Here is an 11,400-nt window from a genome sequence, read left to right as displayed (position 1 = left end):
AGCTACATGCTTAGCGAAGTTCTCGAGCAGCGTTATACAATAAGAAACTCCCAACTAGAGATCTTCAATAGCTGGGGTTCCAAGGGGCGCCGTCGCCGGGCGGTCCCTCTGCCCGCGATGTGTGTCGCTCCGCTGCGGTGGCACCGGATGCGGCAGATAGCTGCCAAGAAACGAGCGAGGGAGAGGCGGCAGGAGGGCGGCTACGTCTTTGCCACCCGGACCGGCCACGCCGTCGAGCCGCGCAACCTCTACCGCTCCTTCACCCGCGTCGCCGAGTCGGCCGGCCTCCGGGTCATCCGGCTGCATGACGCCCGGCACGGCTGCGCCACGATCCTGACCGCTGCCGGGGTGGCCCCTCGTGCCGTGATGGAGATCCTCGGTCACAGCCAGATCAGCATCACCATGGACGTGTACACGCACGTCGTCCAGGACACCCAGCGCGAGGCGATCAGCCACATGGACCGGCTACTCAAGAGGCGGCCGGGCCGTGCGTGACCGTCGCCGTTGATGTCAGATGTGGATGTCAAAGGGCACCTACGGAAATCCGTAGGTGCCCTTTTGGCTGGTGCCCCCGGCAGGATTCGAACCTGCGACACCCGCTTTAGGAGAGCGGTGCTCTATCCCCTGAGCTACGAAGGCGGGCCTTGCGTGAAACGTGGATGAATGCTCTGAGTGAGGATTCGTGCGTATCGGGACAAGGGCCCGGGTCGCCCGTGAGGGCAACCCAGGACAGCGTAGCGGATGTGGGCGGGGCGGCGGTGGCTGCCTCAGCTCGCCAGGGTTTGGCCGTTGTCCTCGCCGGATTCGGTGTCGGTGCAGGTGGGGTTTTCGGTGTGGCGTTCGTGGCTGGTGGCGTTCGACAGGACGGGCCGCGGGCCCGGGAACTCGGCCTGGAGGCCAGCGAGAACGGGCCGGCGGGGGTGAGGGAGGCGGTGGTCACGGTCGGCCCTGCTGGTGCACAGTCAGGACGTAGCCCTCGGGGCCGACGAAGGAGAACATCGCGCCGAACGGGCTCTGCGTGACCGGCGTGAGGATCTTGACGCCGTTCGCGGTGAGCTGGTCGTGCAGGGCCTGGGTGTCGGGGGTGGCGAACCACAGGGCGACGCCGAGGCCGGGGTGTCCGGAGTCCAGGTCGGTGCCGGGCAGCGGCTCGCGCACGGCCAGGGGGACCGGCTTGGTGTCGAAGACGATCGCGCCGGGGGGTGAGGTGGGGATTCGGCGCAGGCCCAGGTTCTTCTCGCAGAACGTTGCGGCCGCCTCCAGGTCGCGCACCTGGAGAGCGATGAAGTCGGGGCCGTCGATGCTGACGGACATGAGTGTCCTCCTTGAATCAATGTCAGGACTTTGACATACTCGACGTTAGTCCCGCTCCTCGGAGGTGTCAAAATATGGACATGCAAGATAGTTCGCGGGAGGAACCGCCCCACCCGGCCGAGGACGTACTCGATCACGTGGGATACCGGCTCAAGGGCGCGCACGCCGCCCTGCGCGGCGCCATGGACCAGGCGCTACGTGAGTACGACCTGACCGTTCCGCAGTACGCCTGCCTGGAAGTCCTCGCCGCCCGGCCGGGCCTGTCCAACGCCGAACTCGCCCGCGCCACCTTCGTGACCCGCCAGTCCATGAACGTCGTCCTGCGCGGACTCCAGGACGAAGGACTGCTCACCCGTCCCACTACCGTCGACCATGGCCGCGCCCGGCCCGCCACCCTCACCGATGAGGGCCGGCGCCGCCTGGACGCGGCGCAGGCGGCCGTCTACGCCATTGAGGCCCGCATGATCCACACGATTCCCGAGGGCCGACTGGCCGGACTCCTCGAAGACCTCGACCGCATGGCGCGGGCACTCACGGACTGACAGGCGGCGCACCTGTCCAGGTCGGTCACCGTCGTCATCGTCCAGCGGGGCGAGCAGGCGAGCGAGCCCTCGCCCCGAACTGCGCCTGGCGGGCGACATCGTTGAGGCCGGTGCCGACACCCGCCGAGCGAGCCCCTTCACAGACAGGTGCGAGTGAGCCATTCGTCGGAGCTGTACGTGTCCCTCGCTGGGTCCGGCACCGTGGCCGGCTTCTCCTCGACCATGTGCTCCTGGCGAACGCGCTCCGGCAACGTACCGAACCGCGCACGTCGCCCGGTCTCTGCGGCATCCGAGGACCCGGTCTTTTCAGGTGTCATTTCATCCTCCTCGGTCTCGCCCTCCGTTGCCGGACGACCTGTACGGCGGCAGAGCGCCGCCGGTCAGAACCGGTCGACGTCGAGGACGGCTCGGGCGAATGCCTTGGGTGCTTCCTGCGGCACGTTGTGACCGATGCCCCGCAACGTCCGGTGGTCGTAGGGGCCGGTGAATTTGGCCCGGTAGGCCGCGCCGTCGCCGGCCGGGGTGAAAGGGTCCAGCTCCCCGTCGAGGGTGATGGTGGGCACCGCGATGTCGGGCCCGGCGGCGAGCCGGGCTTCGATGTTGTCGTAGCGGGGGTCGCCTTCGGCCAGGCCCAGCCGCCAGCGGTAGTTGTGGATCACGATGCTGACGTAGTCCGGGTTGTCGAAGGCCGCGGCGGTGCGGTCGAAGGTGGCGTCGTCGAAGGCCCACGTCGGGGAGACGTTGTGCCAGATGAGCTTCGCGAAGTCGTGCCGGTATTCCCGGAGGCCCAACTCCCCCCTTTCGGTGGCGAAGTAGTACTGGTACCACCACGCCCACTCGGCCGCCGGGGGCAGTGGCAGCTTGTTCTTGTCCCGGTTGGTGATGAGGTAGCCGGACACGGAGACCAGAGCCTTGCAGCGCTCCGGCCAGAGCGCGGCGATGATGTCGGCGGTCCGCGATCCCCAGTCGAAGCCTCCGAGCACGGCCTTCTCGATCCTCAGGGCGTCCATCAGGGCGATGATGTCGAGGGCGATCACCGACTGCTGCGCGTTGCGGAAGGTGTTGGGGGAGAGAAAGCTCGTGGTGCCGTGTCCACGCAGGTAGGGAACGATCACTCGGTGGCCCCGGGCGGCCAGCAGGGGCGCGACATCGACGTAGCTGTGGATGTCGTACGGCCACCCGTGCAGGAGGATGACGACCGGTCCGTGAGCCGGGCCGGCTTCGGCGTAGCCGATGGTGAGCTCGCCGGCTTTGACCTGCTTCAGTGCCGGGAAGGACCGGTCGGCCTTGGCCGGCGCCGTCGCCGCCTTTCCGGCACTGGGACCGGAGGGCGAAGCCGCTGCCGCCGAGGGACGGCTCAGGCCGATCAGTGAGGCCAGGGACGCCCCTGCCGCGCCCGCGCCGGTGACCTTGCCGAAGGTGCGCCTGTCGATCATCTGTGAACCATTCTGTCCGTGTCGGCCGGCCGGGCGCTTCACACCCGGCCGAGGGCTCTGACCAGCCATAGTGGTGCTCTGACGCCTTCGGGGCCTCGGTGTCCGCCCGCAGGCATTCTTCGGGTTTCCCGCACCCGGCTTCAGGACTCGCCGCTTCCGCGCTCGCTGCTTCCGCGCTCGCCGCCTTCCGTGCTCGCTGCTTCGTCGCTTCGAGGGCCGTCGCTTCGGGGGCCGCTGCTTCAGGATCCTCCGCTTCGGGGTCCGACGCTTCGGAGCTCGCCCGATCGCTCCGCCGGTCCCCTGAGCGCCGGACCGACCGGCCTCACGCAGTACCTTTGCTCGCATGGACGCTTTGCTCCCAGGGATGCCGACCGCGCTGAACAGGGGGTGGGGCCGTGTCACGCCTCAGCGTGGTGATCGCTGACGATCACCCTGTGGTCCGTGCGGGTATGCGAGTGCTGTTGTCCCAGGACGAGTCCTTCGAGATCGTCGCCGAGAGTTCCACGGTCCCGGAGACCGTGCGAACCGTGGCAGAGCACCAACCGTCCGTTTTGGTCCTGGACCTCACCATGGCCGGCCAATCCAGCCTGCCCTCGATCCCCGACCTGCTCGCGGCGTCACCCGGTACCCGGATTCTGATCCTCACGATGCAGGAGGATCCCGCGTTCGCCCGCGCGTCCCTGCGGATCGGGGCGGCCGGATATCTGCTCAAGGAAGCGGCGGCGGAAGAGCTGGTCGGTGCTGCTCGCCAGGTCGCGAAGGGAGCCACCTACCTCCAGCCCGCCATGGGCGCTCGACTGGCCATCGCGGACGCCGGCGCTCCGGGCACCGGTGGGGATGCCTCTCTGACAGCGCGCGAGCTTCAGGTTCTCTCACTGCTCGCCTCGGGCCACACCAACCAGGAGATCGCACGACGTCTCCACGTTTCCGTTCGGACAGTGGAGACCCACCGCGCCAGGGTTCGGGACAAGCTCGGGACCGAGACCCGCGCGGAACTCATCGCCGCGGCTCGTGAGCGCGGGCTGCTGGGATGAACAGCGGGCTGCGAGCCAAGGCCGGCCCGACCATGGAGGCCACCGGCGCCGCGCTGCTCGTCATCGCCTTCGCGATCGAGGTCCTCCAGCAGCAGCCTCGCTGGGGGATGAGGTTCTCCCTCGGCGCGGCCGTCGTCCTCATCACCGCGGCGGCCTTGAGCACCGCTGTCCGGCGGGCATGGCTGGCGGCCCTGGGCGGGCTCGCACTCATACTCGCCGTGTCACAACTGGTTCGTATGACCAAGGAGCCGGTTCTCAACGGCCTGAACTTCGTGCCTCTCCTGCTGATCGGCTGCGCCGCCATGCTGGGCCGCAGTGCGGTATTGCGGCGCCGTGGTCTCGTGCGGGAACGGGCTCAGGCCCGCAGTGACGGCGAGGAACGCGAACGTCGGCGGTGGGCCCGTGAGTTGCACGACGAGACCCTTCAAGAACTGGTCGCTGTTCAGATCATTCTGTCCACAGCCGTCGGCACCGGCCGGTCCGCCACCGTGAACGAGGCCATCGACCAGGCGCGGAGCTTGATCGCGAACCAGATCACATCCTTGCGGTACCTGATCGTGGAAATGCGACCTTACGCCCTCGACCAGTTCGGACTCGTCCCCGCTCTTGAGACGCTGTGCCGGCGCACCGAGGAAACCTTCGGACTGGACGTGGAACTGCGCGGTGGAGCGGAGTGGAGCAAACTCGGGGACGAACTGTCCCCGGAGGCCCAGGCCCACATCTACCGCATCGTGCAAGAAGCGGTGAACAACGTGGTCAAGCACGCCGAGGCGAGCCACCTTCTCGTGGAACTCGACGGCGACGACCACGAGATCAGCGTGGCGGTCAGGGACAACGGCCGCGGGATGGACCAGCGACCTTCCGCACCGGCCGGCCGAACCGCGCTCCGTACGGTGGTCTCCACAGGCACCGGGCTGCCGGCCATGCGTGAGCGTGGCCACCTGTTGAACGGGCACCTCAGCGTTGGTTCCACACGCGGCGGGGGAGCCTGCGTCACCCTCCGGATGCCCCGCCGTGCCAAGTGACGCTCCAGGAGTGTGCTGGCGGTCCGGGCCGGATCGGCTGGGTCCTGGTTCGCGACTCTCAGGCGAACTGGTCGCCGTCCGCGCGGAGTCGCCTGCGCAGGACCTTGCCGTTCCCGTTTCGGGGCAACGCGTCCAGCCATACGACGTCGTGCGGGACCTTGTACCAGGACAGGCGGGATCGGGCGAGGTCGGTCAGTTCGGCGGCCAGGGCATCGGTGTCCGTGTTCTCACCGGACCCGGTGTCGGGCACAGCCACCACATACGCGCGCAGACTCGTGTCCCCGGTCGGCCGCCGCACGGCGCTGACCGCCGCTTCAAGTACGCGCGGGTGACTTTCGAGGAGCCGCTCGACCTCGCCCGGCACCACGTTCTGCCCGCCGATCACCTCGACGTCGTCGAGCCGGCCGTGCACGTGCACGACGGCGTCCTCGTCGACCGACGCCAGATCCCCGGTCGGCCACCAGGTGTCGGTCAGCTGATGGGGAACCACACTGCTCCCGCGGGCAACGCCGCGCGCGGCGAAGGGCACGCGTACGTGCAACTCGCCTCGCCGTCCCGCGGGGAGTACGTGACCGTCGGCGTCGACAACGCGCACCGGCCTGTCCGCGAGGGCCGGTCCGACCGCCGAGGGCAGGCTGTACGCGGCCGGCCGGCCGCTGGCTATGCCGCCGATCTCGGTCGCGCCGTAACCGTTGACCAGCCGATCCCCGAGGATCGGCACCAACTGCTCGCGCAGCCGGGCCGAAAGCACCTCCCCGGCGCACGTCGCCAGCCGAAGCCGGCCGAGCACCTCGGCGTGACCGGGTTCGAGCAGCAGCCGCGCCAGGAAGCTCGGCTGCGCGAACAGGGCCGTGACCTGGTGACGGCGCATGAGCTCGACCGCGGTGGCCGGGGTCGCACGCGGACGCGAGAGTACGGCGATCTGCCCGGTTTCGAGTGTGGTGAACAGCGTGGCGCTCAGCCCGCCCAGGAAATACATCCGGGACACCGACAGCCCGACAGCCCCGGGTTCGGCGACCCGGTACGGGGCGCGCACGCCGACGAAGTTGTTGTGGAGGAAAAAGCACAGCTTCGGCGCGCCCGTGGTGCCGGAGGTGAAGAAGGCGAGCGCCGGCTCCTCCCCGTGGCCGGCGAATCGGGTGTCCGGCTCTCCCGCGACCAGGGGTTCGATCCCGGTGATCGGGGTCGGGGCCGGCCCCGCGGTGTCGAGCCATCCGGCGGTGTCCGGGTCGACCACGATCAGCGCGGGCTCCGCCGTCGCCACGTCCCGCGTCAGGTCCTCCCGGCTCATCTGGACGTTGACCGGCACGGCGACAAGACCTGCCTGCCAGGCCCCGAGCAGGCACCAGACCATCTCCACACTGTCGGGCAGGGCGAGCAGGACCCGGTCACCATGGCGTAACCCCGCGGCCCGGTACCCGCTCGCGACCCGCGCCGCACCCTCGAACACCTGGTTGAACGTCCAGGTGCGGTCGTCGGCCAGGAAGGCGACGCGGTCGCTCCACCCCTGGTCACGGGCGTGCTCGGCCAGGTGCTGCGTGATGTTCTCCGACATGCCTACGGACATCTCCTCTGCCGCCTCTTCCGCCTGGTGCCGCTCCCGGCCGCGCGCAAACTACCAGCGCGTGCGCGCCGGTGGTACCTCAACGACGCTTTGCCGCAACGGAGTTCACGGTGGTACGGGTTGCTGCCGCAGGTCAGACGGTCGGGTCGCGGTTCTGCCCGGGGGCCTGTGGCGCGGTGGTGGACGCGCTGGACCAGCTGGCGAGGATGCCGAGGGCGTCGGCGGAGGGGGAAGCGGGTTCGGCAGTCAGGATGACGAGGGTCTGGTCGGGGTCGTCCTCGGCTGCCAGGGCGATGTAGTCGAGGGTGAGGTCGCCGACGAGTGGGTGCCGGAGGCGTTTGGTGCCGGTGGTGTGGGCGTGGACGTCGTGGTCGGCCCACATGCGGCGGAAGGTGTCGCTGCGCAGGGACAACTCGCCGATCAGCTCGGTGAGTTGCGGGTCGTCGGGGTGGCGTCCGGCGTACAGACGCAGTGTGGCCACGGTCTCGGCGGCGGCCTTCTCCCAGTCGGCGTAGAGGCGGGGAGCGGCTTCGTCGAGGAAGACGAAGCGGGCGAAGTTGCGGTCGCGGTGCGGCCGGGCCTGGAAGTCGGCGAACAGGGCGTGGCCGAGCCGGTTGGCGGCCAGCACGTCCATGCGTCGTCCCTGGATGATCGCGGGGGAGCCGAGCGAGTCCAGGGCCCGGTACAGGGCCGGGCGGACCCTCTGCGGGGCGAGTGGCCGGTTGCCGCGGGCGCGAGCGGCGGTGGGCTGGGCGAGATCGAAGAGGTGGGCGCGTTCGGTGTCGTCCAGTCGCAGGGCGCGGGCGACGGCCTGAAGGACGGTTTCGGAGACGCCTTGCGTACGACCCCGCTCCAGGCGGATGTAGTAGTCGACGCTGACCCCGGCGAGCTGGGCGACTTCCTCGCGGCGCAGTCCCGGTACCCGGCGGGCGCCCGGGTGCGGGGCGAGGCCCGCCTGCTCGGGGGTGATCCGGGCCCGGCGGGTGCGCAGGAACTCACGGATCTCGGTACTGCGGTCCATGGGTCCACCGTACGACTGGCCCCGGCCCGCCCGCGTTCGCGAAAGGGGCACTGGCAGACCCCCGGAAGAGCGGTACCCCGTACGAGGGCCCGGCGGCGGTCGTCGGGTGGTTGCCTGGACAGCGGGTTCGCCACCCAGCACCGATGGTGGAAATCGCGGGCCCAACCCACCGACCAGGCCTGACGGCCACCACGACCAGTCCAGGCCCGACGGCCACCACGACAAGGAGAGTGCCATGAAGCACGCATCACTGGGCGGGCTCGATGTCTCGCGCATCGGCCTCGGAGCCATGACCATGGCCGGCACCTACACGACGGGCGGTGAGCTGGATGACGACGAGTCGGTCCGTACGATTCACCGGGCGCTGGACCTCGGGGTCACCCACATCGACACCGCAGAGATCTACGGCCCCTTCCACAGCGAGGAGGTCGTGGGCAAGGCCATCAAGGGCCGGCGCGACGATGTCGTCGTGGCGACGAAGTTCGGCATGGTCTCCCACTCCGGTGGCGGCCCCGGCGTCATGGACAGCGGTGCCGACAACGTGAAGACCGCGGTCGAAGGCTCCCTCAAGCGGCTCGGCACCGATCACATCGACCTCTACTACCAGCACCGCGTGGACCGGAACACTCCCATCGAGGAGACCGTCGGGGCGCTGGCCGAGCTGGTCGCCGAGGGCAAGGTCCGGCACATCGGCCTGTCCGAGGCCGGCCCCGAGACGATCCGCCGCGCACACGCCGTGCACCCGGTCGCCGCGCTCCAGACGGAATACTCCCTGTGGACCCGCGACGTCGAGGCCGAGATCCTTCCGCTGCTGCGCGAGCTCGGTATCGGTTTCGTACCGTACTCACCCCTGGGGCACGGGCTGCTGACCGGGCAGATCCGTACCGTCGACGACTTCGCCGACGACGACTGGCGCAAGACCAACCCGCGTTTCACCGGCGAGAACTTCCAGCGCAACCTGCGCATCGTCGACGAAGTGCGGGCCATCGGCGCGGAGAACGGAGCGACCCCGGCCCAGACCGCGCTGGCATGGCTGCTGACCCGCGGCAACGACATCGCCCCCATCCCCGGGACCAGGCGGGTCTCGCGTGTCGAGGAGAACACCGCCGCCGACGGCATCGAGCTCAGCGCCGCTCAGCTCGACCGTTTGAACAACCTCACCCCGGCGGCCGGCGAACGTCACGACGAGGCGAACATGGCCAGCATCGATCGCTGATCGCTGACCCCCGACGCAGCCGCCGTCCCCCGGACGATACGGCGGCGATACAACCTCGGCTGTCCTCCGGGGGAGGAGCTCGGGAGTACCGGGGCCACCTTCACCCGAGCGTGGCCACGAACGTGCCGAGCCGCGTGAGCCCTTCACGCAGGTCGTCCGCCGACGCGGCGTACGAGAGCCGGACATGCGTCTGTGCCGTGTGGTCGCCGAAGTCCTTGCCCGGGGTGAGGGCTACGTGTGCCTCTTGGAGCGCTCGCTCGCAGAACTCCCAGGACGTGAGGCCGGTGCGGCTCACGTCGAAGTAGACGTAGAACGCGCCGTCGGGCGGGACCGGGACCGGCAGCCCGATCCGGTCCAGGCCGTCGAGGACGAGCGCGCGCCGCTGGGCGAACTCGATGCGGCGGTCCTCGCAGACCGCGAGGGACTCGGGGGTGAAGCAGGACAGAGCCGCGTGCTGCGCGGGAGCGGAGGCGCAGAGGAAGTAGTTCTGGGCCAGGCGCTCCATCGCCGGCACGAGGGTCTCCGGAACGACGCACCAGCCGAGTCGCCAGCCGGTCATGCCGAAGTACTTCGAGAAGCTGTTGATGACGATGGCGTCGGGGTCGAACGACAGCGCGCTGCGCGGCGGCCGGCCTTGGCCGTGGTGGTCGCTGTTGTCATGGTCGCAGTCGTCGCGGTCGCTGTCGGCGGGGTCGCTGTCGTCATGGTCGCTCAGGTCGAGGTAGATCTCATCGACGATGCGCCACGCCCCGCGCTCGCGTGCGAGGCGGCAGATCGCTGCCAGCTCGTCGGCCGGAACGGAGGTGCCCGTCGGGTTCGACGGGGTGGCGATCATGATCCCGCGGGTGCTGTCCGTCCAACTCGACCGTACCGACGCCGTGTCCAGCTGAAAGCGGGTCTCGGCAGTGGTGGGTACGAGAGTGACGCGGGCGCCGAAGCTCTCGACGATCTGCCGGTTGCAGGGATACGACGGGTCTCCGATGACGACCTCGTCACCGGGGTCGACGAGTGCCGCGGCGGCCAGCACCAGAGCGGCCGAGGCTCCCGCCGTCACGACGACCCGGGACGGGGAGACCTCGACGCCGTGCCGGTCCCCGTAGAACCGCGCGATCGCCTGCCTCAACGCGGGGAGTCCGAGCGACGCCGTGTAGGTCATGGGCCTGCCGTCCATGACCTCGCGCATCGCGTTCAGGACGGCCGGGGGCGCGCCGAAGTCCGGTTCGCCGATGCTGAGTTTGACGACGTGGTGCCCCTGGGCCTCCAGCGCCGCGGCCTGCTTGCCGAACTCCATCGCGTAGAACGGGGCGACGGACTGGGCACGTTGCGAGATCCTCATGCCATGACCTCCGGTTCGATGGCTGCCAGGAGTGCGAGGACGGACCGGTTGACCGGGACATCGATGCTGTGGCGTTCGGCGGCCCGGACCACGGCTCCGGTGAGGGCGTCGTATTCGAGAGGGCGGCCGGCGAGGCGGTCTTCCCGCATCGAGGTGGTGCTGCCCTCGGGGACGTGCTGGAGCCAGTGCATGGCGCGTTCGACGTGTTCGTCGGTCAGCGCCGTGCCGTCGGCCCGGCCGGCCTCGACGGCTTCGGCCATGATGCGCCGGGCGATGCGTTCGATGCCGGGATCGCGCATGACGTCCGCACGCCGACCGGTCAGAGCGGTCAGGGGATTCGCGGTGATGTTGCTGAGCAGCTTCGTCCACGCGACGGTTTTCAGGTCGGCCTCGGTGGAGACGCGCATCCCGCCGGCCTCCAGCTCGGTGGCGAGGGCGGCACCGGACGCGTCGTCGGGCAGCGCGATGTCGAGTGCGGCGACCCGCCGGAGACTCGCGTGTCCGGGCGCGGTGCGTTCGACGTTGAGGTAGACGACGCCCGGCACGATGTGGGCCGGTCCGGCGTAGGGCGCGACGCGTTCGTACTGCTCGACGCCGTTCTGCGCGACGAGCACCGTCGCGTCGGGGCGGGCGAGCGCGCGCAGCCAGTCCGCGACCGCCGCGGTGTGATGCGCTTTCACGGCGACGATCGCGGTGGTGTGCCCCGCGATGCCGGCGGGGTCGGTCACATGACGGACGGGCCATGTCTCCCGTACGCCGTCCTCGGTGATCTCAATGCGGTCGACGGGCTCGCGCCCGCCGCAGATCGTGACGGACCGGCCGGCCCGGGCCAGCGCGGAGGCCAGTGAGAGGCCGATCGCGCCCGCACCGATGACCGCGACGGGGCGCTCATGCTGCATGTCCATCCTGAAT

11 protein-coding genes, 1 tRNA gene and 1 pseudogene are annotated in these 11,400 nt (G+C 69.7%); 5 read left to right on the top strand and 8 right to left on the bottom strand.

Going from position 1 to position 11,400, the window contains the following annotated elements:
• Positions 1-81: 81 nt before the first annotated feature.
• A pseudogene (locus ACIQD6_RS20895) lies at positions 82-495 on the top strand (tyrosine-type recombinase/integrase); the annotation flags it as partial.
• 68 nt (positions 496-563) lie between these two features.
• Here ACIQD6_RS20895 and ACIQD6_RS20890 read toward each other — a convergent pair.
• Both ACIQD6_RS20890 and ACIQD6_RS20885 read right to left on the bottom strand, forming a co-directional pair.
• A tRNA-Arg gene (locus tag ACIQD6_RS20890) sits at positions 564-639 on the bottom strand.
• A gap of 297 nt (positions 640-936) precedes the next feature.
• Positions 937-1,314, bottom strand: a complete 378-nt coding sequence (locus ACIQD6_RS20885; protein ID WP_401884531.1) for a VOC family protein — start codon at positions 1,312-1,314, stop codon at positions 937-939.
• 80 nt (positions 1,315-1,394) lie between these two features.
• On the opposite strand from ACIQD6_RS20885, the gene ACIQD6_RS20880 reads away from it, so the two are divergent.
• Entirely contained in the window at positions 1,395-1,856 is a 462-nt protein-coding gene (locus tag ACIQD6_RS20880; RefSeq protein WP_401884970.1) for a MarR family winged helix-turn-helix transcriptional regulator, read from the top strand.
• 137 nt (positions 1,857-1,993) lie between these two features.
• Here the strand turns inward: ACIQD6_RS20880 and ACIQD6_RS20875 are convergent, their stop codons facing one another.
• Together ACIQD6_RS20875 and ACIQD6_RS20870 are read right to left on the bottom strand one after the other, a co-directional pair.
• Entirely contained in the window at positions 1,994-2,173 is a 180-nt protein-coding gene (locus ACIQD6_RS20875; RefSeq protein WP_401884530.1) for a hypothetical protein, read from the bottom strand.
• A gap of 63 nt (positions 2,174-2,236) precedes the next feature.
• The gene (locus ACIQD6_RS20870; protein WP_401884528.1) at positions 2,237-3,292 is read right to left on the bottom strand and encodes an alpha/beta fold hydrolase; all 1,056 of its coding nucleotides are present in this window, start codon (positions 3,290-3,292) and stop codon (positions 2,237-2,239) included.
• Positions 3,293-3,687: 395 nt separating this feature from the next.
• Here ACIQD6_RS20870 and ACIQD6_RS20865 point away from each other — a divergent pair, with 395 nt between their 5' ends.
• Entirely contained in the window at positions 3,688-4,326 is a 639-nt protein-coding gene (locus tag ACIQD6_RS20865; protein ID WP_401884526.1) for a LuxR C-terminal-related transcriptional regulator, read from the top strand.
• Complete coding sequence (locus ACIQD6_RS20860) at positions 4,323-5,351, top strand: sensor histidine kinase (protein ID WP_401884524.1); 1,029 nt, start codon at positions 4,323-4,325, stop codon at positions 5,349-5,351. The genes ACIQD6_RS20865 and ACIQD6_RS20860 overlap by 4 nt, the downstream gene beginning before the upstream one ends.
• 58 nt (positions 5,352-5,409) lie before the next feature.
• Here the strand turns inward: ACIQD6_RS20860 and ACIQD6_RS20855 are convergent, their stop codons facing one another.
• Together ACIQD6_RS20855 and ACIQD6_RS20850 are read right to left on the bottom strand one after the other, a co-directional pair.
• Positions 5,410-6,906: a class I adenylate-forming enzyme family protein gene (locus tag ACIQD6_RS20855; RefSeq protein WP_401884523.1), complete on the bottom strand. Its 1,497-nt coding sequence runs from the start codon at positions 6,904-6,906 to the stop codon at positions 5,410-5,412.
• A gap of 142 nt (positions 6,907-7,048) precedes the next feature.
• Complete coding sequence (locus ACIQD6_RS20850) at positions 7,049-7,936, bottom strand: helix-turn-helix transcriptional regulator (protein ID WP_401884521.1); 888 nt, start codon at positions 7,934-7,936, stop codon at positions 7,049-7,051.
• A 235-nt stretch (positions 7,937-8,171) separates the two neighbouring features.
• Here ACIQD6_RS20850 and ACIQD6_RS20845 point away from each other — a divergent pair, with 235 nt between their 5' ends.
• Complete coding sequence (locus ACIQD6_RS20845) at positions 8,172-9,152, top strand: aldo/keto reductase (RefSeq protein ID WP_401884520.1); 981 nt, start codon at positions 8,172-8,174, stop codon at positions 9,150-9,152.
• Between the two features lie 100 nt (positions 9,153-9,252).
• Here ACIQD6_RS20845 and ACIQD6_RS20840 read toward each other — a convergent pair whose 3' ends face one another.
• Complete coding sequence (locus ACIQD6_RS20840) at positions 9,253-10,488, bottom strand: aminotransferase class I/II-fold pyridoxal phosphate-dependent enzyme (RefSeq protein WP_401884518.1); 1,236 nt, start codon at positions 10,486-10,488, stop codon at positions 9,253-9,255.
• Positions 10,485-11,393, bottom strand: coding sequence for a 2-dehydropantoate 2-reductase (locus ACIQD6_RS20835; protein ID WP_401884517.1), 909 nt, complete (start codon positions 11,391-11,393; stop codon positions 10,485-10,487). Before ACIQD6_RS20835 ends, ACIQD6_RS20840 begins: the two co-directional genes overlap by 4 nt.
• Between the last annotated feature and the right edge of the window lie 7 nt (positions 11,394-11,400).

The organism is Streptomyces sp. NPDC088400, from assembly GCF_044753355.1.
Lineage (GTDB): Bacteria > Actinomycetota > Actinomycetes > Streptomycetales > Streptomycetaceae > Streptomyces.
Note: the sequence above shows the minus strand (reverse complement) of the source record. Positions and strands in the feature narration are given on the sequence as shown.